The following is a 25335-nucleotide window of genomic DNA, read 5'->3' on the forward strand; positions in this document are numbered from 1 at the left end:
GGTACAGTCAGCGAGCCGCACAGCCGTCCAAATTAACTAGCCACTTTGGCTAATAATTTAAGTTTTTTGAGTAGCATATAGCCCGCAAGGACTTTTCTGCCTGCCGCCATTGCTCCACCTGGGTGGCGCATCAGCTTGAATGCAGCAAAGCCGCCAATGGCGTAAAGCGGCAGCTTGAAGCTTTGCCAGTTTCTATCCAGTGGTGAGGCGGCTTGCTGTAAAAATTCGCTATCGACCAAAATATCCACGCGCTGCTGCTCTAGCTCGGCTAACAAAAGCGCTTTGCGTTCAGCGCGGCTGAGCGGTTTGGTTGGTGGCTTAGCGGTGTCTGCGGATGGTTTCATCACTTGGCTCCTCAAGCAGTGCTCGATCAGCAGCAAGCTGTTTGAGTGTTTCTTTTAACAGAGAGTGTTGCTTGGACTGGCGAATCGCAATAACCGCGAGTAGCAAACTGGCGCCGATCAGCACACCTGCACTGATGGCAATGGCGGTTAAGCGATAGGTATCCCAGAATATAACCACTACCAGTGCCGTCAAAGTGGCAATACCCAACAAGAGCAGCAGTAAGCTAGCTCCTGCCAGAAGAAGTAGAACCAGTAAGCGAGCACGCTCCTCTTCTAACTCAAACACCGCCAAACGCAGGCGGGTTTCGCTATTCGCAATCAGCGATTTCAGCAAGCGTTTGGCGGCAGAGAAGACGCGTTGGGTGGGGCCCAAAGCCATTAGCGACGACCGAGCAGCATACCCACAACCATACCTACTGCGGCACCAATGCCAATACTTGTCCAGGGGTTTTCATGGACGTAGCGATCACACGCATCGGCCTGATGAGTCAGCGAGTCGCGGGTATCGTCATAAATACGCTCGCCACGCGCTTCAAGACGTGCACGAGTGTCTTTCAAACGACGTTCGGCGCGAGTACGTAGATCGTTCATCTCTCCGCTGGCATCTTTAGCGGTCGCATTGACCAGCTCTTCAACGGTTTCACTCAAGTGGCGCAGATCATCTTTGAGTTGATCGGCTTGAGTAGAGTAGGTGGGTTGACGTTTAGCCATGGAGTCTTCCTTTGACGAGTGAATGATTGGGCTACTAACTATTAGTTACTGTATTTTTGCTGCTGACTACAAGCATAGCAGCCAGCTAGTAACAGACAAGCAAATGCGTCTATCGGTTCAGCCCTGTCGCACTAAATAAGGGATTTAAACTAAACCCAAGGCTCAAGCGGTGCACGCGATGATCATAATCGATCATGCTTTCACCATATCCGTAGTAGTACTGTACATGCGCTCGCAAGCTGTTGAAAGCGGGCCAGCTGTAATCAATCTGGGTGCCGATATTGCCAGCGCTGGGATTGCCGCGTAACTGACCGCTCACTTCATGGTTATTATTGAGACGCTTGGCGAGGCGAATATCGCCGTATCCCATGTAGCGTTCGATATCCGGGTTGTCGTCATCCTCTGAGGATTCCGGTACCCGCCAGTGGGGTGCCAGGGTGAACGCCCAGTCGCCGCGCTGGAAGGTGCTTTCAAGGTATACCCGGTTCCAACTGCGCGAGAGAGGATCTGAGCGACCATTAGACTGGTGATTGAGAGATACTCGGTTGCGGGTATTCACCCAGCCAAGCGCTTCCCAGGCATTGTCAAAGTCGATAAACACTTCCGGCTCGTAGTTGGTTTCCCTAAAGGGTGATGAGGCGTCGGTATTATAAGCCTGCCACCAACTGCGCTGGGTGTAGCCAAAGTAGACGTCGCCGTAGTTACCGAATACCTGTTCAGCCAGATTAACCTTGGCACTGAACTGGAATTTTAACTCCACGCGATCTGCGGGGGTGCCGTTAGCCACCGTGCGGAAACTTTCACGATTTTGGTTAGCATTGTAACTAACAGGGAACAGATAGTTGGTGCGGTGGGTGGTGATTGAAAACGGATTCCGGGTTGATTCCTGCTCAAGTTCACGGCGATCGCTTAAATCTTCCCTTGCAGCCTCTTCAGGCAACTGTTCAAACGGTATGTCTAGCGCGGCGTCTTCGGGATTTTCTATCTGCTGCAACTGTTGATGCAGATCATACAGTTCAGCATTGAGGGCACGGATACGCGCCTCAATCTCTTGCTGAGACTCGGCAACGGCATTCACACTAAACGTAGCAAGGCTCAGCAGAACAATAAGTTTCGTCAACGGCAATTTTCGGGTGACCATCAAGGTGACTCGCAAAATGAAGGAATAAGTAAACGCCAAGCTTGTTTCTATCACGCCGCCTGTGGAAGTCAACACCTCTGATTGCGCTGACCATCAGAACGCCTGACAATAACCTCATTCTCCGTCTCTGCGGAGCATTTGATGCCAGCGAGGCCCTAAGTAACGTGTTGATACGTAACGTGGTGAGATGCGCCTGTAAGTGGAGTATAACCTGTTTGTTGCTGCTGCTTGTCATGAGCAGTGTCGCTATTAATCCAGCCTACGCTGCGCTTCAGACCAATATGCTGGAGCGGGTGCCCGAGCAGGCTGAATTGGCATCAAGGCTTGCTCAGTTAGAAGCCCTTGAAGAACCCTTGACCGCCCAGCAGGCCAACGATAAAGAGGCCCTGGAAGTGGCCCTCGAAGCTTATGAGCGGCTGGCTTCTGTTGACGAGCGTCTTGCCGCGCTAGATACCCGGGTAGAACAAGCCCCTGAAATGTTAGCACGCCTGCAGCGCGAGTTGAGCGAAGCGGAAGAAGCTTCGCAGCAGCTAACGGTTGCCGACTTGAGCGACCGCCCCCTCGACGAGCTGGAAACGTTGCAAACTAACGCCGTGGTCGAGTTGCAGCAGTTGCAAAGCCAATTGGCGGAAGTGAACTCGCAACTGTTAGCCGCTCAAACACTCCCTGAGCGGGCCCAGCAATCCATTGCGGAAACCCTTCAGCGCGCGGAAAGTTTACGCCGACAGCACGATGAGCGCGAGGCTTTGCTGGCGGATCGTCAACTTTCTGCCCTTAGCGATGCGCAACTGATCCAATTACGCCTTGAACGGGCGCTGGCCGAACGCGAAGTAAGCTTTTATCAGCGCGAGCTAAGCGCTAACAGCCGCCTGCGCGAATTAGCTCAGGAGCGGCGCGATGTGCTGATGCTGCAGGTCGATTATCAAGAGCAGCAGCTAACGATGTTACAAGGGGTGATTGATCGGCAGCGTCGGTTGGCCTCTGAACAAGCCATTGCCGACGCTGCCAGGGATAACCCGCTGATCGCCGCGGGACATCCGGTGGTGGTGCAAGCGCAGCAAACCAACCAGACCCTAAGCCTGGAGCTGCTACGGGCAACCGACCGTGCTAACACTGTTGTGCGTGACAATATTGAAGCCCAGCGGCAGTTGGAGAACGTGCGTCAGCTACAGCGTAGCCTTAATGAGCAAATCGAGGCTATTCGCGGCAGTCAACTGCTGTCGCGAATTCTGCGCGAACAGCGCAAGTCGCTGCCTCCGTTGTCTGCGCCCCGGGATTTGCAGGACGAAATTGCCGACCTGCGCTTAAAGCAGTTTGATTTAGTCCGCCAGCGCGATCAGCTACGCCAAAGCGAACAGTATGCTGCTACGCGGCTGTCCGAGGAGGGCATAGAGGCGACGCCGGGACTGATCGATTCCCTTTCGCAGCTTTATCAATCCCGCCGTGAGCTGGTCGAGCAGTTGGAACAGTCTTACGGCAGCTTATTAAGTGCGGCGATTGAGCTTCAGCTCAACCAGCAGCAGCTGGTCACAACGACCAGTGAGCTGCGTAAAACCATTGATGAGCAGCTGTTTTGGGTTGCTAATAGTCGCCCTTTGGATATCAATTGGCTGCGTCAATTGCCCCGCAACCTCCAGCTGGAGTGGCAGGAAGGGGAGTGGCGAGCCATTTTACCCACTCGCTGGAAAGGGCTCTCTTGGGAGGTGCTCAGAGGGGCGCCCCTGATGGTATTAAGCCTGGTATTAATCGGGTCACGACGCCAGATTAAAGCCCGATTGGACAAACTGCACTCGCAGATTGGTCGGTTAAAAAGCGATACCCAGCTGCATACCCCCAAAGCGGTGCTGCTGAATGCGCTGCTAGCGCTCTCCGGCCCGCTGGCCTTGGCCGGGGTTGGGGTTGGGCTCTTGGGAGCAACTGGGCCATTGGCTAATAGCGTTGCCCCTGCGCTGCTTCAGTTGGCGTTAAGTTGGGCGGTGGTCGCCTGGGGCCGCAGGCTATTGGTCGCCGATGGCGTGGCCGAGCGCCACTTTACCTGGTCTGCGCACTACAACGCTCGGTTACGCCAGCTGTTAGGTGGGTTAGGCATTTCCTTGGTGCCTGTCATAGCCATTGCGGCGATGTCTGGAGAGATGGAAACCCCGCTGGCACTGCGTCCCGTTGCGTTGGGGTTGCTGTCGCTTGGGTTGTTGGCGATGAGCTGGTGGCTGGCGCAGTTGATACTGGCGCATATCCCTATTTTTGGCGTGCGCCTGTTTCGCTTGCTGTTGGGGCTTGCGATGGCCTCGGTGCCGCTGATGCTGTTGGGATTGGTAGTTTGGGGCTACGAATACACCGCGTTGCACCTAGTGGGGCGATTCGCGATCACGCTTTACTTGCTGGGGTTATGGGTTGTGGTGGAGGCGACCTTGGTAAGAAGCCTTGCGGTGGCTGCAAGGCGGCTTGCCTATCGCCGTGCTCTGGCGCGCCGTCGTGCTCAGGTGCAGGAAGGGGCGGAAGGTGGTCTCGAAGTCGTGGAAGAGCCGCCGCTGGATATGGAGCAGATCAATAGCCAGTCGCTGCGGCTTTCCAAGTTGATTGTCTTGATCGGCTTCAGTGCGCTGCTTTATTTGGTCTGGTCAGACTTGCTCTCGGTGCTCGGCTATTTGGACAACGTGTCATTGTGGGAGGCGCAAGAAGGGGATCTGGTCGATAACGCTCTATCGATATCCGACGTCTTTGCTGCACTGCTGATTGTCGCTATTACCTTTATCATGGCAGGCAATCTACCCGGCCTGTTAGAAGTGATGGTGCTATCCCGGCTGTCATTGAAACAGGGCAGCGCCTATGCCATTAGCTCGCTGCTCTCCTACACCATTGTGGGTACGGGGGTTGTCATGGGGCTGTCGACCCTGGGCGTTTCCTGGGACAAGCTGCAGTGGCTGGTGGCCGCCTTGAGTGTGGGGTTGGGGTTTGGCTTGCAGGAAATTTTTGCCAACTTTATATCGGGCTTGATCATCCTGTTTGAGCGCCCGATTAGGATTGGCGATACGATTACCCTGGGAAATTTGCACGGCACCGTCAGCCGTATCCGTATCCGTGCGACCACTGTCACCGATTTCGACCGTAAAGAGATTATTATCCCCAATAAAACCTTTGTGACTGACCAACTGATCAACTGGTCATTGTCGGATAATATCACCCGTGTTGTGCTCACCTACGGTGTGGCCCACGGCTCCGATATGGCCAAGGTGCACCAGCTATTACGTAAGGTGGCGGACGAAAACCCCCGCGTGCTAACCGACCCAGAGCCTCAGGTTTTCTGTTTAAGCTATGGACAGCACAGCCTCAATTTTGAACTGCGTATTTTCGTCAATGATCTGCTCGACCGGCTGTTTGCTGCCGATGAAATCAACTGCCGTATAGATGCGCTGTTTCGCGAAGCGGGTATACGCGTGGCGTTTGAGCAGATGGATGTGTGGCTACACCCTGAGCAAGGCGAGGAGGTTAAAGTGCAGTCGGCGAATCAGTTGCCCCCTGCGTCTACGTAATGCACTTTAAGCTCTCTTTTTTAAGGCTCTTTTACTGCATGCAGGAGAAATTCTCGGTTGCCGTCGCCACCGGTGATCGGGCTCTCCTGCCAATGTTGAATGGTAAGTCCGCAGGCGTCGCAACTGCGACGAATGTTGGCCTCCACTTCTGCAAAGCGTTTAGCGTCGCGTACCACGCCACGTTTATCCAGGGCGCCAGGGCTTAGCTCAAACTGCGGTTTCACCAGCGAAATCAACTGACCGCCCGCTGGCAGCAGGGCAGCAATCTCGGGCAGAATCAGCGTTTGCGATATAAACGACACATCCATGATGGCGCTATCAATGGGGAAAGCAGCAAGCGCGCTATTGAGGGCTTCGCTACTACTCATCGAGCGCGCATTTATCCCCTCTAGACAGGTGACGCGTGGGTCGCTGCGCAACTCAGGTGCAAGCTGTCCGTGGCCAACCTCTACACCAATCACATGGTGGGCGCCAAAGTGCAGCGCACAGTCGCTGAAGCCGCCGGTTGATTGACCAATGTCGAGCACAACAGCGTCATCAAAACGCAGCTCAAGCGCTGTGAGCACCGCCTCTAATTTCAACCCTGCTCGGGACACATAGCGCTCTTCGGGATCGTCCTCTACTTCAAACCGGGTATCGTCGGGCCATTTTTCGGATGCTTTGGTTAACGGCTTACCGTTCTCGGCAAGCCGTATCCGCCCGTGCCGAATAAGCCTTTGGGCGCGGGTACGCGAGTTGGCCAGCCCCTGGATGACCAACAATTGATCGAGTCGCATCATAGTGATTGAAAGTGTCGCTAAGCGTACTTGTTACCCTTCGTCGCGAGGCGTTTCGGGTAGCGGTGAATGGGGGAGGGTTGAGTTGGAGCCTTGATCCGCCTGTAGCTCGGTAGGTGGAAGGCGCGAGGCTCCCCAGCTCCGATGCAGGAAGTGTCTGACATTTTCCACCTCTTCGCTGGTGACGTCGGCGATGTCAACGCGCTCCAGGGGATCATAGTGGTAAATATACAGCCGCGATGCAAAGCGCTCAAAAGGCAGCGAGGCTTCGCCAAAACGTTCACCATTGCCCGATGTACTCACAATGACGCCATCGCCCCAATCCTGCCCGCTATCATTGTTGGGATTATAGAAGTAAACCCGCATAACATCAGAGGGGTCGAGAGAGGCCCGCAAAATAGTAATCGCGTGCCAGCCGATAAAACGCGCCGCGCTATCGGTGACCGCAATGCCCGCTGGCTGAGGGTGAATCAGCGGCTGGTTGCCATTGTAATAAGGGTGATAGTAAGCGAAGAAGTGGCGTATAAAGTCGTCCACATCGCTTAGTTGACCGGTGGCAACGTCGACATTGATGCGAAAGCCGCGGCCAGACCACCAGCCGTGAAATTCAGGATTCACCCAACGGTGAGGGTCACCTTCACGGCCAATGCAGCGCCGGCCCATTTCGGCATAAATTCGATCCAAGTGCGGCACGACAATCAGCGAAACCGGGTCGAGATCGATGGGTAACTGGGTCGCCACACCTGAGAGACTCGCCATTGATGAAATGGCTTGTCCTTCAAAATGCATAATGATTTCGTCATCCCGGGCCGCCCAGGCCACCATCTGCAGCAGGTAATCTGGGTCGTTATAGGCCCACATGGAGAGTGCCCGTGCCGACTGGCAGGTAGGGTTGTTGCCCTGACCAACGCCTAGCGGTAATCCCAGCATGCAGAGCACGCCCTCAATCAAGCGTGCCCGGGGAGAAACAGTGTCGCCATAGGCCATGGAGAGTCGCGACTGTGCCCACTCTGATAGCGGTAGATTAAGCTGACGCCACATTGCCGGTGCTACCGGCGGCTGATAGAGAATGCCGCGTTCAAGCATCAGCGCCAGGCCGTAAACCGCTTGAGCGGTAGCAGGGTAAACGCCGCCACGAATTAGCGCTTGAACAAGCTCGCGGTAGCAGAGCAGGCAGTCGCGGCCGGTAGATGAAAGGCCCAGTGCTTCGGAGAGTAAGTGATCCCCCTCTTCGAGTAGATGACGCAGTAATACGGCGTGATATGGCGATACCAGGCCGGTGTCGTGCATCGCCCGGGCGAAACCGGTGGATTCAGCCTGCAAAGCAGCCTGATCCATACGTTCTAACCGATCACGGTAAACGTCGACCCCAGGGTCTTCACGACAGGCTTGAGTTGGGCCATAAAGCGAACTCACCAGGCGGTCGGCGCCCTGGCCGCTGGCGCCAAGATCAATTTCCGGGTTGGCCTGACACAGCGCAATTTGGGTGATCATCTGTTTGATCGAATCAACCTGAATAGGGCGCTGTTTTAAAATGCGCCAAATCTCATCGATCAGGCGGTCAACGATATGCTCATAGCCGATTCGTTCAGCTAAATGCTGAAAAAGCTGGCGTGGGATGGTCGCCAGTCGCCCTTGGGTTTCCCGCTCCGCCTCGCTGGGCGGTAAAAACAGTAGCCACAAATTGATCGCCATTACCTGAGTCAGGTAATGGTGAGCATGCTCTGCGGATACCAGTGGATGCTCAAAATTGCCTTTAGCCACAGCTAGGAGCCGAAGCTCGCTTAGCGCCTCAATGACGACAACATTGGCATCCGCGCTTTTCAGCGAGAAGGTTGTCAGAGTCGGCACCAAATATTGGGGTGTTTCCCAATCGGAGCCCAAAAATACACCGGAGTCCTCAAACGCTTGCGCGCGGGTCTCCAGTGCTGCACAACCGCCGTCCTGAAGCAGTACTCGACGCGCAGTGTCCATCACACGCGGCAGCTTGGCGGGTTTTGAGAAGGCGGGCGCCTGGGTAAGCAGGCGAACGGCGTCATCAAATTTGCTCAACAATCCATTGAGCTTGCTATCTTCTTGAGAAGACGTCACTTGATCTGTCTCCACGGTGACTCCTTATCCCAGCGTTAGCGGGGATTATACATAGAAGTCGAGGTCTTCTTGGCGTTTTAGCAGATCGCGAATCGTATGCGCATCCTCGCCTTTGAAGTAGACCAGACCCCAATGGGTACCAAACGCGGTGCGTTTAGTAACGGTTTCTTCTACTGGTGAGGTTAGCTCATGAGACTCGAAGTAGGGGTGATCTTCGGTCTCTTCGGGAATTTCCAAGCGGCTGACCACACGACGGCGGGGGTAAACGCCAAAGCAACCGGCAAAGCCATCGGCATCGACCACTTCTTTCGGAAAGAACGTGGCCACTTCTTCTTTCGTGGTTTTCGGGTCGAACACCAGCATGGAAGCCTGGTAAGCATTGAAGCCGTAAACACGCTCTAGCAGCTCGAATACCTTGAAGCCGGGCGGACGGTAAGCTACTTCGCCAAAGTACATCTCACCATCGCTGGTGACAAAGTATTCCGGATGGATCAAGCCAAACTCAATGTCGAACGCTTTAATTAACTTCTCGATCTGTTGGGTGATCTGCTCGCGATAAATCTCAAGTTCAGGCGATGCGGGCACAAACACTGAGTAACCCAGCGTCACGTACTCTGAGATGTTCAAGAAAGCGATTTTGCCATCGTGAACCCATGCTTCAACGGCAAATTCCCAGCCATCCAGGTGCGATTCCATCAGTACCGGGAACTCTTCTTCCGGGATGGTATCGACTTCATCTGGGGTACGAATAACGCGATGACCAAGACAGCCTGCTTTATCAAACGCTTTAAGGTGAATCGGGTCGTTGGGGTCGCCGTCCAGCTTAAGCAGTGTCTGGTTAACGCGCTTTAGGAAGCGCACGACATCTTCTTTATCGTGGGCTTCTTCAAAAATACCCACACGGATGCCGCCGAGTTGGGCGCGACGCTTCATCAACGCTTTATCGCGTAGCAGCAACGACTGACCGTAAAGGCGCGGGTTATCCAGTAGCACAGAGTTGATGGCCCCGGCCCATTCAACGGTCTCTTCGTAGAGCGGAATGGCGACATCGACGCCTTTCTCTTTAAGCGTCTCGGCAATTTCCATTGAGCGGTCATTGAGTCGCTCGAAATTCCAAGGCACGTAGGGAATGTCGTGTTTTTGGCAATACTCTTCCGCCCAATCAGGTGCAACGACAATGTAGCGACGGTCAAAATTTTCGGCCGCTTCAATCGCATTGAGGCTCCAGCCTAACAGAGCGATATAGCCCTTATTTGGATCCTTCTGCATGTTGATGACTCCTACTTGGTGAAAAAATATTATTGCTAAACCACGCTAGCTACCATACATGAGAGGCGCATGCCCGGCTAATGAGCGCTTTGTCCGTCGTATTAACGCTAAGCTTGCTAAGGGTTAAGCCTAAAGGCGCGGCGATGGGAATATGGTAAGCTAGGCGGTTCAACTTTTAATGTACGAATGGCAAGAGGATTAGGCCAAGATGGCGGCCAAGCCGATCTACCGTGTGGTGGTCCACCAGCAGGGTGAAATTTGGGATTTATACGTCCGAGAAATCTTTCAAAGCGAACTCTGGGGCTTTATTGAAGTCGAGGAGTTTGTCTTTGACGATGCTTCACGGGTAGTGGTTGACCCTGCAACTGAAAAATTGCAACGAACCTTTGATGGCGTCAAGCGTAGCTACCTACCGTTAAATGCGATTGTGCGCATTGATGAAGTAGAGCGCGAAGGACCATTGAAAGCGGTCAAAACCGATACTCGGGTAGCGGAGTTCCCCCGTCCCTTTCCGTTGCCCCCGCGCGGAGAAGGGTAAGCGTATGAGACAAGCGCACCGCTAAGTTAGGCGATAAGCGCTGTTGGCTTCGTCCGCCTTGCAGCGTTTTTAATCAGGACATGATGTCATGCTAGTAAATAGAACTCGTTATCGAAATTACGCCGCTGCGGCTGGCATTTTACTCAGTGTTACCAGCCTCAATGCCACTGCCCAATCTGCTAACCAAGCCTGGGTGACCGATGAACTGAGCACCTATGTGCGCAGCGGCCCAACTGATGGTTACCGCATTATTGGCACGCTCAACGCAGGCGAGCAGGTAGAGGTGCTGGAAACCAGCGGTGACTACACCCGAGTGCGCAACAGTGATGGCAATGCGGTCTGGGTGTTGAGCAATGAGCTTCAAGAAACACCCAGTGCGGTTGAACAGCTACCTGCGTTAGAAGCCCAGGTAGAGGAACTCACCGCCGAGCTTGAGGGTATCAATGAAACCTGGGAACAGCGTACGGCCTCAATGACTGAGACTCTAGAGTTGCGTGAGAGTCGCATTGCCGAGCTTGAGGCCAGCAACCAAGAGCTGGATGCGCAAGCGGAGCAGTCCCGCCGGCAAGTTAGGGCGCTCCAAGCGCGGCTGGAAACCCAGGAAGAAGACCTGCTGATGCGTTACTTCATGTATGGCGGCGGTGTGGCTGGCGCAGGTTTGTTGGTGGGCCTGATTGTGCCGCACCTACCGCGGCGGCGTAAAAAGCGTGACCGCTGGTTTTAACGGTGCGATAAGCCTCCTCTTCGCTAGTGCAATCGACTTCACGGTGGCCAAATAATGAGCGATCAATGGCGCAAGCGCTGGCAAGAAGGGCGTATTGGCTTTCACCTGCAGCAGGCGCACCCGGCGTTGCTGCGTCATTGGGCGTCGCTCGGCGTTGCTAAAGGCACCAAGGTATTGGTGCCGCTGTGCGGTAAAAGTCTTGATATGCGCTGGTTGGCAGACGAGGGTTATCCCGTTCTGGGAATTGAGTTTGCCCCGGAAGCCATTGAGCAGTTTTTGGCTCAGCGCAGCACCTCGGTATCCCGCTACCGTCAGGCAGATTTTACGATTTCCCGCCAAGGCAGCGTGGAGCTATGGTGCGGGGACTTTTTTCACCTGCATATCCAGCAAGCCGCCGAGATCGGGGCGTTTTATGATCGCGCCTCGCTGATAGCGTTGCCACCTGCAACAAGGCAGCGCTATGCGTTTCACCTCGCTCAGTTGGTGCCGCCTGGTGCCAAGGGGTTGCTGATTAGTTTGTCGCATCCTGAGGGCAGTGCTGGGCCGCCTTATAGCGTGCCCAACAGCGAAATCGAAAGCCTGTTCACCCCCAACTTCATACTGACGTTTCTGGAACAGGGCAGCCCCGATGAGCGTGGCCGAACGGAAAGCGTATGGGCACTTGAACGACGCGGGCCGCGGCTCTAGAAGTAAAGAGGCGCAGCCCGTGTCAGAGGTGTTTCTATAATGGGTAATCTTAGCGTGCGAGTAAATTGCCCAGTTCTGGATCGCTAAAGGCGCGGTTCATGCCATCGCTAAGTAGATCGCTAAGCATCCGTGCGTTGCTGTCGGCATCGGGCTTAAGGGCGTAGCCCTGGGTACGGCGCGAGGTGTAGGTGCCCGTATAGGTGGTGCCCTTGTTTTTAGCAATAGCGCGGAAAACGCCTTCAAGACGCGCTTCATCTACCAGTGGCTGGCCGCTGTCGCCACGGGCGTAGTTCAGGCTGGCAAGTTCCAGGGTTAAGCTCGGGCGGCCTTCGGCCTGCTCGGTGGTGGGGCTAAAGCCCATATCGCGTACCGCGCGCTCAGCTTCTTCTTGGAGACGGGGAATTAACTCGTGGCTGCTCACGGTAATATGCGCCGTCGACATGCCGCCGCCTGCTCGATTGCCAATAATGTCGCTCTCGCGTCCATCCTGGGCAATCACAGTCACCTGCTGGCCTGAGCCAACTTGCGGCACCTGGGCACTGCGTTCAGGGCTGAGTTGTAAGTATTGGGGGCTTGCGCAACCAGCAAGCCATGCACTGGCAAGCAGTACACCCGAAATCCGTAAAAAGTGACGCCGAAGCATGGTCTTCCTCCGCTATGGCTAAAACGCCAGTATAACGCGGGTAGCGCGTTGGCGGTATGTTCTGGCGATGCGGCTTTGCTCAATCACTTCCAATGTCTCACTGTATATTGCCTTTGCACACCGTTGTGAATGCGAAAGCAGTGAAGCAAGCTAGGCTTTGTACGAAAACTGCCTGCGCTCGACAATACCGCGTTAAAAATCGCCTCGAAATGCTCATTTACACCCCGTAAACTCCGCTTTCTCGTTGATTTTTGCCTTGTCTAGTCTTCGCTTGCCGACTTTTCGTACAAATCCTAGCTCGTTAGGCTGTTTTTTTGAGAATCGGGACTCACGATTAGCCAAACGGAAAGTAAAACGATCAAAGAGCCAAGTAAGAATCCGCTGGAAATCGTTTCATCAAGGATTAAAAAGCCCCATAACACAGCGAAGGGTGGCACCAAGAATGTAACGGTGAGTGACCGTAACGGCCCAATGTCGGCAATCAATCTAAAATAAAGGATATAAGCGAGGGAGGTGCATAAAAAGCCGACTGCGAACAGGCTGATCCACACATCACCTTGAAGCCAGTCGATAGTGGGGCCAGATGAAATATTCCAAAGCAAAAAAGGGCTGAGAAAAGCGGTAGCGCCTATTTGACTGCCAAACGCAACCAGCGTTGAATCCAGGCCACCCTGTTGGGTTATCCACTTGCGGGTAAGAAAGCCAGCAAAGCCGTAACCAATAGTGGCTATCATGCAGGCAGCCACGCCAATATAGATGTTGCCAACGATACTTGAGTCACCCACAGTGATGCCAACAATTCCTAGCGTTACGCCCAGCCATTTTTTTATAGTTAAACTCTCGCTAAAGATAAAAAAGCCAATCATGGCACCTGTTAAAGGCGTTGTCGCATTTAGAATCGCTGAATAGCCAGTAGGTAGTAGTGTTGCTGCTATGCTGTACATAAGAAATGGGATGCCTGAATTTATAGCACCCAAAATCAAAATTTTGCCTAGTTTGCCTCTGAACGCCAGGCTTTTACGTATGATAACGATGATAAAAGCCAAACCAATGAGGCCAAAAAAGACTCTAAAAAATGCTGTGTTGATTGGGCCTATCGCCGGTGAGGCGATTCTCATAAAAAGGAAGCTTGCTCCCCAGATAGCGGCTAGCGACAGCAGTCGTATATAGTCTATTGCTCTCATTTTATGTCCCTTTTCAAGATTTTCTCTTAGCCTCAAGCCGCTAAGTGATGGTTGGCTTTTTTAAGTTTTTTACCTGGAGTGGTCAGGGTGTGTCTTGGTTTTTTGCTCCATGGCAATGCAGTATTGGCTTTTGATAGCATCGAAAAAAACCGTTTCTTGCTCTTGTTACGTGTTTTTAAACCGGAATGTGAAGGCTTATGGTTTGAGGCGTCGGGGTTGGCTTCGTGCCACGGGGCGGCTGGCGCCGCTTTCCGCGGCTTCGGGCATTAGAGGGGTGAAAATGGATCTGTTTGAAAACGACGATATGAAGTTGATTAATCTGCTCCCAAGGGATGGTGAGGTTTACTACCACGGCAAAGTCTTGGATACAGTTACCGCCGATATGTATCTGGATAAATGCCTAAGCGAATTAACCTGGGAGCATGATCGTGCGTTTATTTACGGCAAAGAGATCGTTACAAAGAGGAAAATAGCCTGGTATGCGGATAAGCCGGTTTCCTATACATACTCAGGATATAGAAAGATGGCGTTAGTATGGCCTGATTTTTTACGAGAGATTAAGCAGGTGGTGGAGAGCCACTGCGGGGAAATGTTTAATTCGTGTCTGGGTAATTTTTATAGCTCAGGCGATGAAGGCATGAGCTGGCACAGTGACGCCGAAAAAGACCTTGTTGAGAGAGGATCAATCGGGGCGTTGAGCCTAGGCGGCGCAAGGAAATTCTCGTTTAAGCATAAGCCAACAGGGGAGAGCGTGTCGCTTAATTTAGAGCACGGCAGTCTGTTAATTATGAAAGGTACTACACAACAAAACTGGCTACATAGCCTGCCTAAAACCAAGAAAGATGTTGAGCCGCGGGTGAGCCTGACCTTTAGGCAAATGCGTTTTTGAGCTAATGCGATGAAACGTCAACGCTAGCTGCTCCATTTAGGGCAGCTAGCGCTTCCGTAGCGTTATGCCACGCGGCTTTGCTCCGTTGCTTTCGACTCAGCGTTGGGAAAGCGTCGCCAGTGGCGGGGGTGGGCGAATAAGCGTTGCCCGCGGCGAAGCGCCAAGTGCTCAAAGTCAGTATGGCGCACGGTAGCCAGCCAAGGCTGGGCGAGCCAATCCGCCTCCAACTCCACGCGCACTTCTGCGCCCACCGGCGAGATCGCCGTGATAGTGACCGGTAGATGGCTCTCAGAGGTGGGCTGCTCGGTTAGCCGCACTTCATGGGGGCGTAGCAGCAGCTCTTCATGACCATCGGGTAGATCCACGTGCCAATAGGCGTCGCCACAGGTGAGTACGCCGTTGGTCACTTTGCCTTCCAGATGGTTTACATCGCCTAAAAACTCAAACACAAAGCGGTTTTTGGGCTCCCGGTAGAGCTCATCGGGAGTATCAATTTGCTCAATGCGGCCGTTACTCATGACTACGACGCGGTCGGAAAGCTCCAGCGCCTCTTCCTGGTCGTGGGTGACAAAGACGCTGGTGAAATTGAACTCGTCATGCAGGTGGCGCAGCCAGCGGCGTAACTCTTGGCGCACTTTGGCATCAAGTGCGCCAAAAGGCTCGTCCAACAGCAGTACTTCCGGTTCCACTGCCAAGGCACGGGCTAGCGATACTCGCTGCTGCTGGCCGCCGGAAAGCTGAGCAGGGTAGCGGTTGGCGAGGTGCTCCAGCTTGACCATTTCAAGTAGCCTAAACACCCGGGCGCGAATCTCACCGCTGCTGGGGCGGCGTTTACGCGACAACACGGTCAGGCCAAAGGCCACGTTGTCGTAGACGCTCATATGGCGAAACAGCGCGTAGTGCTGGAAAACAAAGCCAATTCGCCGGTCGCGCACATGTACATTAGTCACGTCGCGGTCGCCAAACAGAATTTTGCTGGGCTGTGCGGTGCGGTCGGCATTTTCCAAGCCAGCAATAATCCGCAGCAGCGTGGTTTTACCCGAGCCCGAAGGGCCAAGCAGGCCGACCAGCTCGCCTTCGTGAATATCCAGGTTGATCGGCTCTAACGCCTGGGTAGTGCCGAAGTGCTTGGCGATATTGTGTAAGTGAATGCTCATGCAAATGCCTCCCGGCGCGCTGCGCGCCATTCCAGCCCGGCCTTGGCGGCGAGCGTCAGTAGGGCAATAAAGGCGAGTAGCGCCGCGCAGGCAAACGCCCCCACGGCATTATAATCCTGATACAGCTGCTCAAGGTGCAGTGGTAGCGTATTGGTCTTGCCGCGTATAGCGCCGGAAACCACTGAAACAGCCCCAAATTCCCCCACCGCACGGGCGTTGGTAAGGATAACGCCGTACAGCAGTGCCCAGCGGATGTTGGGCAGTGTGACACGACGGAAGGTCGTCCATCCGGAAGCACCAAGCGTCACGGCTGCTTCTTCTTCACGGGAGCCTTGGGCCTGCATCAACGGGATCAGTTCCCGGGCCACAAAGGGGCAGGTAACAAAAATAGTCACCATGAGGATGCCCGGCCAAGAAAACATCAGCTGAATATCATGGCCGTCCAGCCAAGTGCCGATCCAGCCGTTGCGGCCATACAGCAGCAGGTAAATCAGACCCGCGACAACGGGAGAGACCGCAAAGGGGATATCGATCAACGTTTGCAAAATGCGCCGCCCAGGAAAGCTGAAGCGCGTGACCAGCCACGCCAGGGCAACGCCAAATACCAGGCACACGGGAATGGTCAGTAGCGCAATCATCAGCGTCAGACCAATCGCGTGCAGGGTGAAGGTGTTACTGACGTTCGACCAGAAAACCATAACGCCCTGGGAGAATGCCTGGGCAAAAATGGCCACCAGCGGCAGCAGTAAAAACAGTGCTGACAGCACCAGAGCGGCACTTATCAGCAGGCGCCGGATAAGCGGCGCATCACCAATTCGACGCATTACCCCTTACCTCCATGCAGACGGCGCACAAAGCGGCCCTGCCAAATATTAATGGCCAGTAGCAGCGCCAGCGAGACAAACAGCACCACTGAAGCAATCGCCGAGGCCCCTGCATAGTCATACTCTTGCAGCTTGACGAAAATCATCAGCGCGGTGATTTCCGTTTCATAAGGCATATTACCGGCGATAAAAATGATCGCTCCGAACTCGCCTAGCGAACGAACAAACGCCAGCCCCGTGCCGGTCACCAAGGCAGGCCAGATATGCGGCAAGATCACGCGGCGAAAGGCCACGCCGTCGGTAGCACCCAATGACATAGCGGCTTCATCGACTTCCACTGGCATATCTTCCAGCACCGGCTGCACCGTGCGCACCACAAACGGGATGCTGGTAAAGGCCATGGCCAGGGCGATGCCCACCCAGGTATAAGCGACTTGAAACCCTAGCGGCTCCAGCAATCCACCCATCCAGCCGCTACTGGCATAAAGGGTTGCCAACGTAATGCCTGCCACTGCGGTGGGTAGCGCGAAGGGGAGGTCCATTAAGGCATCGAGTAAGCGCTTGCCAGGGAACTCGTAGCGAACTAACACCCACGCCAGCAATAAGCCAAATATGGCGTTGATAATCGCTGCAACGGCTGCCGCGCCAATGGTGACCATATAGCTGGCAACCACGCGTCCTTCGGTGATGATCGCCCAGTATTGGGCAAAACTAAGCTCCGCTAACTGACCGAACAGGCCCGTAATAGGGAGTAGTAGCACCAGCGAGATAAACAGCACGCTGATACCCATAGAAAGGCCAAAACCCGGCAGCACACGGGTACTGCCGGTTCGCCAGGAGGCAAGTTGACTCATAGTTCAGGCTGGCTCATGAGTGAATATTAGCGGCGCTGCAACTGGTCGAGAAGGCCACCACCCTCAAAGTGGGTCTCCATGGCTTCATCCCAGCTACCAAACACTTCATCCACTTCAAGCAGTTCGGTTTCAGGGAACTGGTCGGCGAACTCTTCGACCACGGCTTCGTTATGCACTCGGTAGTTGAAGCCTGCCAGTAGGCGTTGAGTTTCTTCTGTGTAGAGGTACTCAAGATAGCTCTGGGCCAAATCGCTGTTACCGTTGCGCTCTGCGTTTTCGCCGACCACTGCAACGGGGAACTCTGCCAGAATGCTAACGGGTGGCACGATGACTTCGTAGTCGTCACTGCCATACTCTTTGCGAATGTTGTTGACTTCAGACTCGAAACTAATCAGTACATCGCCAATTTCACGCTCGATAAAGCTGGTGGTTGCGCCACGACCGCCGGTATCAAACACCGCTACGTTGGCTAAGAAGGTGCGCATGAACTCTTCGATTTGCTCTTCATCGCCATCGAACTCGTTCTCGGCAAAGCCCCAGGCGGCTAAGTAAGTATAACGACCGTTACCCGAGGTTTTCGGGTTGGGGAAGACCATCTGTACATCTTCTTTGACTAAGTCGTCCCAGCTCTCAATTCCTTTAGGGTTGTCTTTACGTACTAGGAAGGCGGTGGTGGAGTAGTAGGGGGAGGCATTGTTCTCAAAGGCATCCTGCCAATCTTCGGCCACCAGCCCAGCATCGGCAAGTACCTGCACGTCGGTCACCTGGTTAAAGGTCACCACATCGGCACGTAAACCCTGAAGGATGGCACGGGCTTGTGCGGAAGAGCCGCCGTGAGACTGGCTAATGGCAATCTCTTCACCGTGTTCTTCCTGCCACCAGGCTTGAAACTCGGGGTTGATCGCAGCAAACAGCTCGCGAGCGATATCGTAAGATGAGTTAAGTAGCTCCCGCTCTTGGGCGGCGGCGGTTCCACTTACCGTAACGCCTAACGCAATAGCAATCAGGCTGCGGCGGAAAATTGTTGGCAGTGCCATAGAGAAACTCCTTAAAAACAGTAGGCGCTTAGTGTCGCAATATTGGCAAGATTAAATCTATCAATGTGGAATTACAATCATGTTTTATATTCTATTTAAGAATATATGTGTGATGCCATGCAAAGAGCTGATACGTGGTTCTGCTAAGCAGCTCTGCTAAGATAGCGGCCTGGCTTTGCTCTCTTGCCTGCACATTCGCAGGTATATCGAGTGACTACCCTTCGTCTACTGATTGATAAGCAGGAATGGAATATGACCGCTGCGCAGGATTTCTTGATTGCACCCTCTATTTTATCGGCTGACTTTGCCAGGCTGGGTGAGGAGGTGGATAACGTGCTGGCTGCAGGCGCGGATGTGGTGCATTTCGACGTCATGGATAATCACTATGTGCCCAACCTGACCATTGGGCCCATGGTGTGTAAGGCGCTGCGTAACCATGGCGTCACGGCGCCCATCGACGTGCATCTAATGGTTAAGCCGGTAGACCGCATGATCAACGACTTTATTGAGGCGGGTGCCAGCTATATCACCTTTCATCCGGAAGCGTCTGAGCACGTTGATCGCTCGCTGCAGTTGATCCGTGATGGTGGCTGCAAAGCCGGCCTGGTATTTAATCCGGCCACGCCGCTCTCCTATCTCGACTATGTGATGGATAAAGTCGATATGGTGCTGCTGATGAGCGTCAACCCAGGCTTTGGTGGGCAATCCTTTATTCCCGGCACGCTGGACAAGCTGCGCGAAGCGCGGGCGCGTATTGATGCGTCAGGGCGGCCTATTCGATTGGAAATCGATGGTGGGGTGAAAGTGGATAACATCGCCGAGATCGCCGCAGCGGGCGCCGATACCTTTGTGGCAGGTTCCGCCATTTTCAGCGCCCACCAAGCCAGCGACCCGCACGGCTATGACACGGTGATCAAGCAGATGCGAGCGGCGCTGGCCAAGTAAAAAGTCAGTGTCAAGTGTCGTTTAGTGCAATTTCATGCGCGGTTTTAAGTAACGATTAAGCTTATCGACCAGCCAGGCCAGCCCCGTCTTCGGCGCCCCATGAATAGAGAGCTGGTGCATGCGGTAGAGCGATGCATAGGCTTGGCGAGCCAGCCAGCCCTCTAAAAACAGGCCGCGGGAGGCGGAGCTGCGCATCAAATTACCTACCGCATCGTAGCGGGCCAGCGATACCAGTGAGCCGTGATCGCGGTAGCGGAAGTCGGCTAGCGGTTTGCCTTCCAGTTTATTGACCAGGTTTTTGGCGAGCAGCTTAGCCTGCTGGTGAGCAGCCTGGGCGCGAGGAGGCACCGTGCCGCTTTCACCCATCGGGCAACTGGCGCAGTCGCCTAGAGCAAAAATTTTCTCATCATCGACGCTTTGTAGGGTGCTTTTTACTTCAATTTGGTTTTTCTTATTCGTTGTCAGGCCTAGCTCCGCCAAAAACGGCGGCGCTTTGATACCCGCTGCCCACACATTGATATCGGTCTTGATCACTTCATCGTCACCGGTGATCAACTGATGCGCCTGAGCTTCTTTAACGGCGGTATCGGTATGGACGGTTACGCCCATGCTCTCAAGCTCTGTTTTGACAGTTTGGCTGACCCGCTCAGAAAGCCCTGGAAGCAAGCGCGGCGCCGCTTCCAGTAGGTGTACGCTGATTTGCTGGTGATCCACGGACGTCACCCCATAGGCATTGAGCATGCGCGAAGCGTCAAATAATTCGGCCGCAAGCTCTACCCCTGTTGCACCGCCGCCGACGATGCCAATGGTTAACTGAGTATGTTGGCGTAGGTTGGGGTCGGTATAGCGCAGAAAGGTGTTGATCATATCGCGCTGGAACGCCTTGGCCTGCTCGGGTGAATCAATAAAGTGGCAGTGCTCTGTCACGCCGGGCGTGCCGAAATCGTTGGAAACGCTGCCTATGGCCATGACCAGATAGTCATAGGCAAGCTCGCGGGCGGGTAGTACCTCTTGCCCATCTTCATCATGAATCGGCGCTAATTGCAGCGTCTGTTGCTCGCGATTAATGCCGGTTAGCGAACCGCGCTGATAACGGTAGAAGTGAGCCGATGAATGCCCGCGAAGATCCACCTCGTCCATGCTGGAGTTCAGTACACCGGTGGCCAGTTCGTGGAGCAGCGGTTTCCATACGTGGGTGGTATTGCGGTCTAGCAGCACAATTTCTGCGCGTTTGCGCTTACCCAAGGTGCGGCCTAATCGTGTGGCAAGGGCTAAGCCGCCAGCACCGGCGCCGACAACCACGATTCTGGGAGTGGGCATATCACTACCTCCTTAACTAAATTAGCCCCAGCATAGAAGGTTCTGATGCGTCTGACTAATGCGAACGTTTGCTTTGAGCAGGTAAAATGGTTTTTAAATCAAAATGGGGCAGAGCGCATTGAAAATACATCCAAGCCACTACTCAGAACGACACCCAGTGCTACAGGGAAAACGGCTAATTGCCTTCGACTTGGACGGAACGCTGATCGATTCAGTACCCGACCTTGCCGCCGCCGTGGCACGCACGTTAAGCGAGCTGGATTTACCCGAGCCGAATGAGGCAAAGGTGCGGGATTGGGTGGGCAATGGCGCGCCGGTATTAGTGGAACGAGCTCTGACCTGGGCGTTGCAAGCCCCGCCAGAACCTAGCCTGCAACAGCGCGCCTATGATGCGTTTATGGGGCACTACGGCGCTGCACCTAATGCCCTGACAACACTCTACCCTGGCGTAAAGCAAGCCCTAGAGGCGCTGTACCAGCAAGGTCTGACCCTGGTGCTGATTACCAATAAGCCCGAACGCTTCATTGAGCCGCTGTTAAATCACTTCGAGCTGCTGAACTATTTTACCCTATGTCTCGGCGGTGATTCTTTGGCCGAAAAGAAGCCCCACCCATTGCCGCTGCTTCACGCTGCGCACTATTGCCAAATACCGCCAACTGAATGTGTGATGGTCGGCGATTCACGTCACGATATGGCGGCTGGAAAGGCGGCAGGCTTTACTACTCTGGCGCTGCCCTATGGTTATAACCATGGGGAGCCGATAGAGAATAGCCATCCCGACCTAGTGCTCAGTTCGTTAACTGAATTGCTGTTGAACGCACCTCGACCCACAAAGGTCATTGACTAGGCTTGGTCGGTCGCTTACTTACTCGGCCGTGGCGCCCCCTAGCGCGGTATGCATCACTTCAGCGTTATGGCGCAGCATGTCCGCGTAGTTGGCAGCGGGGCCATCTTCACCGCTCAGCGAGTCGACATACAGCGGACCTGCTAGGGGCAGTGAAGCCTCCCGGGACAGGGCGTCCATATGGATACTAGGTGTAGTGCTTTCAAAAAACAGCGCAGGGGGGCGTTTCTCGGCAAGCTGTTCGCTGATCTTGGCCATTGCCTGGGCGCTGCCTTGGGTCTCGTGGTTAACCCCCCACACCCCTTGAGCATCAAAGGCGTAGGCGCGGGCAAAATAACCAAAACCTGCCTCACTGGTTAGTAATGTGCGGTTAGTTTGTGGAATACCTTCAAGCCGCTCTTTTACCGCTTGGTTAAGATTGTTCAGCGCCTTGCGTGCCTCATCAGCGCGGGTATAAAACGCATCGGCTTGCTCGGGTAGATGCTCGGCCAGGGTCTCAGCAATGACATCGATGTAGGCTGCAGCGCCCTCTGGATCCATCCACATATGCGGGTCTGGCTCGCCTTTATACTGCCCGGTGGAAATCGTCAGCGGCGTATAGTCGGCCTTTTTAGCCACTTCCACTAGCGTTAGCCGGTCGTCAGACATCGCCTCAACATGGCGTATCCAAGGCTCTAGTCCAAGCCCGTTATAAAACACAATATGCGTCTCTTCTAACGCCAGTACGTTGGGTGGGGTTAGCTCCCAACGGTGAACATCTTCTCCCCGTGGCACAATGACATTGACGCTGACAGTGTCACCCGCCACTCGTTTGACCAGCTCCTCCATGACTGAAAAGGAGGCAATTACGCGCAGCGTTGTGTTGGCATAAGCTGGCGCAGCGCTTATCAGCGCGACGAATAAGAGCGCCCACACCCAGGTAAACCACTTTGACATCCCACGCTCCTAACTAGCTAAAAAAACTATCGAAAAAGACGGCAGATAATAAAGACTGCGGTGGCCCGTTGCCAGTTCCACTGCAATGCGAGGCCGCAAGAAGTATTACCCAAGGGAGGATTCCCTCAAGTGAAAAGTGCCACTATGCTGAATAGTATTACACTCCTAAGCATAGCGTGCCTTATGACTGGCTGAACGGTTTCTTGTTCGCGGCATCGGCGGGCATCCCCAAAGCTGTGATTTATCGCCCATAGCGCTGGTGGTCTAAAGGGGAGGGGGCTGGTTGACACTTAACCCCTGCAAGGGAGTGCCCGGTTGCGGTATCATCACTCCATTAGCGGTTTAATCTGTGGTCGAAATGACGCAACGGAGTAAGTGGGGCAATGGCGCAAGCTCAGTCGGTGCATAAACAGCCATCACAGGAACAGTCAGCGCAAAAAGTGGTGATGCTGGACAATTACGACAGTTTCACGTTCAACATTGTCCAGTACCTGGGTGAGCTTGGCGCCGAAGTCATCACTCACCTCAATGACGAAATCACTATTGAGCAGATCGAAACGCTGGCGCCGACACACCTGGTGGTGTCACCTGGGCCCTGCACACCCAACGAGGCGGGCATATCCATGGCCGCCATCAAACATTTTGCAGGCAAGCTGCCTATTTTAGGCGTTTGCCTGGGCCATCAGGCAATTGGCCAAGTGTATGGTGGCAAGGTCGTGCACGCACCGCAGGTGATGCATGGTAAAACCTCCGCTGTGCTGCATGCTAACCAAGGCGTGTTTGAAGGGCTGGATAGCCCGGTTGAGGTTACCCGCTATCACTCCCTGGTGGTCGATAAAGCGAGCCTGCCCGACTGTTTACAAATCACTGCCTGGACAGGCGATGACGACGTAACCCCCGGTTTAGTCATGGGGTTTCGTCACCGCGAGTTGGATATTGAAGGGGTGCAGTTTCACCCCGAGTCAATTCTTACCCGCCAAGGCCATGAGCTGTTGGCCAACTTTTTAAAACGCGGCTGATAGCCGGTTTCACACGCTTTTAGGGGCCCCTCTGCTCATGCAAATGCGAGATGCGATTAATGCGGTGATGCGCCGCGAAGACCTCTCTTTCGATGCCATGCACGCTTTGATGCGTCAGATAATGACCGGCGATGCAAGCGATGCACAAATTGGTGGCCTGTTAGTAGGCCTCGCCATGAAAGGTGAAAGTGCCGCGGAAATTAGCGCCGCTGCTCAAGTAATGCGCGAGTTGATGAAGCGCGTTGAACTGAGTGCTGAAAACGTTGTGGACATTGTCGGCACCGGTGGCGATGGTGCCAACCTGTTTAACGTTTCCACCGCCGCCAGTTTTGTCGCCGCTGCCGCTGGTGCCCATGTGGCCAAACATGGCAACCGAAGCGTTTCGTCTTCATCGGGTAGTGCGGATCTGTTCGATGTGGCGGGCATCTACCTGGATCTCAAGCCTGACCAGGTAGCGCGCTGTATCGAGCAGGTGGGTGTAGGCTTTATGTTTGCGCCTAATCATCATCCGGCCATGCGCTATGCCATTGGCCCCCGCCGTGAAATGGGCGTGCGCACGCTGTTTAATATTTTGGGCCCGTTGACCAATCCTGCTGGTGCTCCCAATCAGGTACTGGGTGTTTACGCGCCGGAGCTGGTGCCGCTGATGGCGGAAGTGTTGCAAACCTTGGGTAGCCGCCACGTGATGGTCGTTCACTCCGAGGACGGCCTGGATGAGATATCTCTGGCCAGCCCCACCTTGGTAGCCGAGCTTAAAGCGGGTGAGATTACCCAGTACACCATTACACCCGAAGAGCTGGGTATTGAGCGCCAAAGCTTGGCAACGCTGAAAGCCGCCAGCGCCGAAGACAGCCTGCGCTTGGTTAAGGCCGCGCTTTCCGGTGAAGGTGCCGCTGCCGATATGGTCGCGCTAAATGCAGGGGCCGCGCTCTACTGTTCGGGCGTTGCGGATACGTTAAAAGAGGGTGTGATGGTAGCCCAGGACGCGCAAGCTTCTAAACTGCCGCTTGAGAAGCTTAGAGAGCTTTCGCACTTCACCAGCGTTTTTAAACAGTAAGAGACCACCATGACTCAACAGGCAACGCCGACTATTTTAACGCGCATTCTTGCTCGCAAAGACCAGGAAGTGGCAGAGCGCCGTCAGGCCGTTTCAGAGGCGGATTTGCTCGCGTTAGGAGAGCAGCAGAGCACCCCGCGTGGCTTTATTGAGGCGCTGAATACGCGCATCGCAACGGGTGATCCGGCGATTATCGCCGAGGTGAAAAAAGCCTCACCTTCAAAAGGCGTTATTCGCGAAGAATTTCACCCCTCGGATATCGCCAAAAGCTACGCCCAGGGCGGTGCTGCCTGTCTCTCTGTGCTTACCGACGCCGACTTTTTCCAGGGCCATGAAGACTATCTAATTGCCGCTCGGGACGTCTGCACGCTGCCGGTGATTCGCAAGGACTTTATCACCCATGGCTATCAGGTCTGTGAAGCGCGGGCGATTGGTTCTGACTGTATTCTGCTGATCGTCGCCGCCCTGGATGATGCTCAACTGCGCGACCTGCATCAGCAGGCCAATCAGTTGGGTATGGATGTGTTGGTCGAGGTACACGACGCCAACGAGCTTGAGCGTGCCCTGACACTGGATCTAAAGCTGGTCGGTATCAATAACCGCAACCTGCATACCTTTGAAACCAGCTTGAATACCACCCTGGATCTGTTGCCGCGCATTCCTGAGGGCGTCACGGTGATTACCGAATCGGGTATTCATACCCGCGATGACGTTGAGCTAATGCGTGACCACAATGTTAACGGCTTTCTGGTTGGCGAAGCTTTTATGCGCGAAAGTGATCCGGGGTTGGCACTTAAGCGTTTGTTCTTCTAAGT

At 54.3% G+C, this 25335-nt stretch carries 25 protein-coding genes; 10 read left to right on the forward strand and 15 right to left on the reverse strand.

Translation table 11 applies throughout. The features are described 5' to 3' along the window. Positions 1–32: 32 nt before the first annotated feature. The 4 genes from AC4EYZ_RS21185 to AC4EYZ_RS21200 all read right to left on the reverse strand — a co-directional run bounded on the left by AC4EYZ_RS21185 (position 33) and on the right by AC4EYZ_RS21200 (position 2196). A complete protein-coding gene (locus AC4EYZ_RS21185) occupies positions 33–344 on the reverse strand; it encodes a YqjK-like family protein (RefSeq protein WP_022522787.1) in 312 nt (103 codons plus the stop codon). Beyond that, a complete protein-coding gene (locus AC4EYZ_RS21190; RefSeq protein WP_022522788.1) occupies positions 319–723 on the reverse strand; it encodes a phage holin family protein in 405 nt (134 codons plus the stop codon). The genes AC4EYZ_RS21185 and AC4EYZ_RS21190 overlap by 26 nt, the downstream gene beginning before the upstream one ends. Further along, positions 723–1055, reverse strand: coding sequence for an ElaB/YgaM/YqjD family protein (locus AC4EYZ_RS21195; protein WP_474192015.1), 333 nt, complete (start codon positions 1053–1055; stop codon positions 723–725). Before AC4EYZ_RS21195 ends, AC4EYZ_RS21190 begins: the two co-directional genes overlap by 1 nt. Before the next feature lie 109 nt (positions 1056–1164). Beyond that, on the reverse strand, positions 1165–2196 hold the full coding sequence (locus AC4EYZ_RS21200) for a phospholipase A (protein WP_022522790.1): 1032 nt from the start codon (positions 2194–2196) through the stop codon (positions 1165–1167). Between the two features lie 215 nt (positions 2197–2411). Between AC4EYZ_RS21200 and mscK the strand changes: the two genes are divergently transcribed. Continuing rightward, positions 2412–5726, forward strand: coding sequence for a mechanosensitive channel MscK (gene mscK, locus AC4EYZ_RS21205; RefSeq protein ID WP_490204003.1), 3315 nt, complete (start codon positions 2412–2414; stop codon positions 5724–5726). Between the two features lie 20 nt (positions 5727–5746). Here the strand turns inward: mscK and AC4EYZ_RS21210 are convergent, their stop codons facing one another. The 3 genes from AC4EYZ_RS21210 to AC4EYZ_RS21220 are packed head-to-tail and all read right to left on the reverse strand — an operon-like array spanning position 5747 to position 9862. After that, the gene (locus tag AC4EYZ_RS21210) at positions 5747–6505 is read right to left on the reverse strand and encodes a TlyA family RNA methyltransferase (protein ID WP_022522792.1); all 759 of its coding nucleotides are present in this window, start codon (positions 6503–6505) and stop codon (positions 5747–5749) included. Positions 6506–6535: 30 nt separating this feature from the next. Beyond that, the gene (locus AC4EYZ_RS21215; protein ID WP_009287974.1) at positions 6536–8608 is read right to left on the reverse strand and encodes a hypothetical protein; all 2073 of its coding nucleotides are present in this window, start codon (positions 8606–8608) and stop codon (positions 6536–6538) included. A gap of 30 nt (positions 8609–8638) precedes the next feature. Beyond that, on the reverse strand, positions 8639–9862 hold the full coding sequence (locus tag AC4EYZ_RS21220; RefSeq protein WP_009287975.1) for an ATP-grasp domain-containing protein: 1224 nt from the start codon (positions 9860–9862) through the stop codon (positions 8639–8641). 208 nt (positions 9863–10070) lie between these two features. On the opposite strand from AC4EYZ_RS21220, the gene AC4EYZ_RS21225 reads away from it, so the two are divergent. The 3 genes from AC4EYZ_RS21225 to AC4EYZ_RS21235 all read left to right on the forward strand — a co-directional run bounded on the left by AC4EYZ_RS21225 (position 10071) and on the right by AC4EYZ_RS21235 (position 11811). Next, positions 10071–10400, forward strand: coding sequence for a DUF1820 family protein (locus tag AC4EYZ_RS21225; protein WP_022522794.1), 330 nt, complete (start codon positions 10071–10073; stop codon positions 10398–10400). An 88-nt stretch (positions 10401–10488) separates the two neighbouring features. Then, positions 10489–11124 carry a TIGR04211 family SH3 domain-containing protein gene (locus tag AC4EYZ_RS21230; protein ID WP_009287976.1) on the forward strand — a complete coding sequence of 212 codons (636 nt, stop codon included), beginning with the start codon at positions 10489–10491 and terminating at the stop codon, positions 11122–11124. Between the two features lie 54 nt (positions 11125–11178). Further along, positions 11179–11811, forward strand: a complete 633-nt coding sequence (locus AC4EYZ_RS21235; protein WP_009287977.1) for a class I SAM-dependent methyltransferase — start codon at positions 11179–11181, stop codon at positions 11809–11811. Positions 11812–11860: 49 nt separating this feature from the next. Here the strand turns inward: AC4EYZ_RS21235 and AC4EYZ_RS21240 are convergent, their stop codons facing one another. Both AC4EYZ_RS21240 and AC4EYZ_RS21245 read right to left on the reverse strand, forming a co-directional pair. Then, positions 11861–12454, reverse strand: coding sequence for a YajG family lipoprotein (locus AC4EYZ_RS21240; protein ID WP_009287978.1), 594 nt, complete (start codon positions 12452–12454; stop codon positions 11861–11863). A 293-nt stretch (positions 12455–12747) separates the two neighbouring features. Further along, positions 12748–13638: a DMT family transporter gene (locus tag AC4EYZ_RS21245; protein ID WP_474192769.1), complete on the reverse strand. Its 891-nt coding sequence runs from the start codon at positions 13636–13638 to the stop codon at positions 12748–12750. 280 nt (positions 13639–13918) lie between these two features. Between AC4EYZ_RS21245 and AC4EYZ_RS21250 the strand changes: the two genes are divergently transcribed. Then, on the forward strand, positions 13919–14527 hold the full coding sequence (locus tag AC4EYZ_RS21250) for an alpha-ketoglutarate-dependent dioxygenase AlkB family protein (protein WP_474192768.1): 609 nt from the start codon (positions 13919–13921) through the stop codon (positions 14525–14527). A gap of 62 nt (positions 14528–14589) precedes the next feature. On the opposite strand, the gene AC4EYZ_RS21255 is transcribed toward AC4EYZ_RS21250, so the two are convergent. Genes AC4EYZ_RS21255 through cysP form a run of 4 tightly spaced genes read right to left on the reverse strand, consistent with a single transcriptional unit; the run spans position 14590 to position 18399 of the window. Further along, a complete protein-coding gene (locus tag AC4EYZ_RS21255) occupies positions 14590–15684 on the reverse strand; it encodes a sulfate/molybdate ABC transporter ATP-binding protein (RefSeq protein WP_027958423.1) in 1095 nt (364 codons plus the stop codon). After that, positions 15681–16508 (reverse strand): sulfate ABC transporter permease subunit CysW, encoded by an 828-nt coding sequence (gene cysW / locus AC4EYZ_RS21260; protein WP_022522802.1) that lies wholly within the window; start codon positions 16506–16508, stop codon positions 15681–15683. Before cysW ends, AC4EYZ_RS21255 begins: the two co-directional genes overlap by 4 nt. Continuing rightward, positions 16508–17362 carry a sulfate ABC transporter permease subunit CysT gene (gene cysT, locus AC4EYZ_RS21265; protein ID WP_027958424.1) on the reverse strand — a complete coding sequence of 285 codons (855 nt, stop codon included), beginning with the start codon at positions 17360–17362 and terminating at the stop codon, positions 16508–16510. The genes cysW and cysT overlap by 1 nt, the downstream gene beginning before the upstream one ends. Positions 17363–17388: 26 nt before the next feature. Next, a complete protein-coding gene (cysP, locus tag AC4EYZ_RS21270) occupies positions 17389–18399 on the reverse strand; it encodes a thiosulfate ABC transporter substrate-binding protein CysP (protein ID WP_141440889.1) in 1011 nt (336 codons plus the stop codon). A gap of 252 nt (positions 18400–18651) precedes the next feature. Here cysP and rpe point away from each other — a divergent pair, with 252 nt between their 5' ends. Further along, positions 18652–19344: a ribulose-phosphate 3-epimerase gene (gene rpe, locus AC4EYZ_RS21275; RefSeq protein WP_039860090.1), complete on the forward strand. Its 693-nt coding sequence runs from the start codon at positions 18652–18654 to the stop codon at positions 19342–19344. A 21-nt stretch (positions 19345–19365) separates the two neighbouring features. Here the strand turns inward: rpe and AC4EYZ_RS21280 are convergent, their stop codons facing one another. Further along, positions 19366–20664 (reverse strand): NAD(P)/FAD-dependent oxidoreductase, encoded by a 1299-nt coding sequence (locus AC4EYZ_RS21280; protein WP_009287985.1) that lies wholly within the window; start codon positions 20662–20664, stop codon positions 19366–19368. A 103-nt stretch (positions 20665–20767) separates the two neighbouring features. Between AC4EYZ_RS21280 and AC4EYZ_RS21285 the strand changes: the two genes are divergently transcribed. Further along, entirely contained in the window at positions 20768–21511 is a 744-nt protein-coding gene (locus tag AC4EYZ_RS21285) for a phosphoglycolate phosphatase (RefSeq protein ID WP_009287986.1), read from the forward strand. An 18-nt stretch (positions 21512–21529) separates the two neighbouring features. On the opposite strand, the gene AC4EYZ_RS21290 is transcribed toward AC4EYZ_RS21285, so the two are convergent. Beyond that, positions 21530–22444 (reverse strand): metal ABC transporter substrate-binding protein, encoded by a 915-nt coding sequence (locus tag AC4EYZ_RS21290; RefSeq protein WP_022522808.1) that lies wholly within the window; start codon positions 22442–22444, stop codon positions 21530–21532. Between the two features lie 383 nt (positions 22445–22827). Between AC4EYZ_RS21290 and AC4EYZ_RS21295 the strand changes: the two genes are divergently transcribed. Genes AC4EYZ_RS21295 through trpC form a run of 3 tightly spaced genes read left to right on the forward strand, consistent with a single transcriptional unit; the run spans position 22828 to position 25333 of the window. Continuing rightward, positions 22828–23463, forward strand: a complete 636-nt coding sequence (locus AC4EYZ_RS21295; protein ID WP_474192243.1) for an anthranilate synthase component II — start codon at positions 22828–22830, stop codon at positions 23461–23463. 37 nt (positions 23464–23500) lie between these two features. Continuing rightward, positions 23501–24520, forward strand: a complete 1020-nt coding sequence (trpD, locus tag AC4EYZ_RS21300) for an anthranilate phosphoribosyltransferase (RefSeq protein WP_027958429.1) — start codon at positions 23501–23503, stop codon at positions 24518–24520. Positions 24521–24529: 9 nt separating this feature from the next. Next, positions 24530–25333, forward strand: coding sequence for an indole-3-glycerol phosphate synthase TrpC (trpC, locus tag AC4EYZ_RS21305; RefSeq protein WP_161463654.1), 804 nt, complete (start codon positions 24530–24532; stop codon positions 25331–25333). Positions 25334–25335 lie beyond the last annotated feature (2 nt).

It is taken from the genome of Vreelandella sp. 162(4c), from assembly GCF_058152265.1.

Bases quoted from the DNA above. Each gene is read 5' to 3' on its own strand.
- cysP (WP_141440889.1), bottom strand. From the start codon at position 18,399: ATGGCACTGCCAACAATTTTCCGCCGCAGCCTGATTGCTATTGCGTTA.
- AC4EYZ_RS21195 (WP_474192015.1), bottom strand. From the start codon at position 1,055: ATGGCTAAACGTCAACCCACCTACTCTACTCAAGCCGATCAACTCAAA.
- trpD (WP_027958429.1), top strand. From the start codon at position 23,501: ATGCAAATGCGAGATGCGATTAATGCGGTGATGCGCCGCGAAGACCTC.
- cysW (WP_022522802.1), bottom strand. From the start codon at position 16,508: ATGCGTCGAATTGGTGATGCGCCGCTTATCCGGCGCCTGCTGATAAGT.
- cysT (WP_027958424.1), bottom strand. From the start codon at position 17,362: ATGAGTCAACTTGCCTCCTGGCGAACCGGCAGTACCCGTGTGCTGCCG.
- AC4EYZ_RS21280 (WP_009287985.1), bottom strand. From the start codon at position 20,664: ATGCCCACTCCCAGAATCGTGGTTGTCGGCGCCGGTGCTGGCGGCTTA.
- AC4EYZ_RS21220 (WP_009287975.1), bottom strand. From the start codon at position 9,862: ATGCAGAAGGATCCAAATAAGGGCTATATCGCTCTGTTAGGCTGGAGC.
- AC4EYZ_RS21235 (WP_009287977.1), top strand. From the start codon at position 11,179: ATGAGCGATCAATGGCGCAAGCGCTGGCAAGAAGGGCGTATTGGCTTT.
- AC4EYZ_RS21190 (WP_022522788.1), bottom strand. From the start codon at position 723: ATGGCTTTGGGCCCCACCCAACGCGTCTTCTCTGCCGCCAAACGCTTG.
- AC4EYZ_RS21240 (WP_009287978.1), bottom strand. From the start codon at position 12,454: ATGCTTCGGCGTCACTTTTTACGGATTTCGGGTGTACTGCTTGCCAGT.
- AC4EYZ_RS21225 (WP_022522794.1), top strand. From the start codon at position 10,071: ATGGCGGCCAAGCCGATCTACCGTGTGGTGGTCCACCAGCAGGGTGAA.
- AC4EYZ_RS21210 (WP_022522792.1), bottom strand. From the start codon at position 6,505: ATGATGCGACTCGATCAATTGTTGGTCATCCAGGGGCTGGCCAACTCG.
- AC4EYZ_RS21255 (WP_027958423.1), bottom strand. From the start codon at position 15,684: ATGAGCATTCACTTACACAATATCGCCAAGCACTTCGGCACTACCCAG.
- AC4EYZ_RS21250 (WP_474192768.1), top strand. From the start codon at position 13,919: ATGGATCTGTTTGAAAACGACGATATGAAGTTGATTAATCTGCTCCCA.
- AC4EYZ_RS21185 (WP_022522787.1), bottom strand. From the start codon at position 344: ATGAAACCATCCGCAGACACCGCTAAGCCACCAACCAAACCGCTCAGC.
- AC4EYZ_RS21230 (WP_009287976.1), top strand. From the start codon at position 10,489: ATGCTAGTAAATAGAACTCGTTATCGAAATTACGCCGCTGCGGCTGGC.
- AC4EYZ_RS21245 (WP_474192769.1), bottom strand. From the start codon at position 13,638: ATGAGAGCAATAGACTATATACGACTGCTGTCGCTAGCCGCTATCTGG.
- AC4EYZ_RS21290 (WP_022522808.1), bottom strand. From the start codon at position 22,444: ATGTCAAAGTGGTTTACCTGGGTGTGGGCGCTCTTATTCGTCGCGCTG.
- trpC (WP_161463654.1), top strand. From the start codon at position 24,530: ATGACTCAACAGGCAACGCCGACTATTTTAACGCGCATTCTTGCTCGC.
- rpe (WP_039860090.1), top strand. From the start codon at position 18,652: ATGACCGCTGCGCAGGATTTCTTGATTGCACCCTCTATTTTATCGGCT.
- AC4EYZ_RS21285 (WP_009287986.1), top strand. From the start codon at position 20,768: ATGGGGCAGAGCGCATTGAAAATACATCCAAGCCACTACTCAGAACGA.
- AC4EYZ_RS21200 (WP_022522790.1), bottom strand. From the start codon at position 2,196: ATGGTCACCCGAAAATTGCCGTTGACGAAACTTATTGTTCTGCTGAGC.
- AC4EYZ_RS21295 (WP_474192243.1), top strand. From the start codon at position 22,828: ATGGCGCAAGCTCAGTCGGTGCATAAACAGCCATCACAGGAACAGTCA.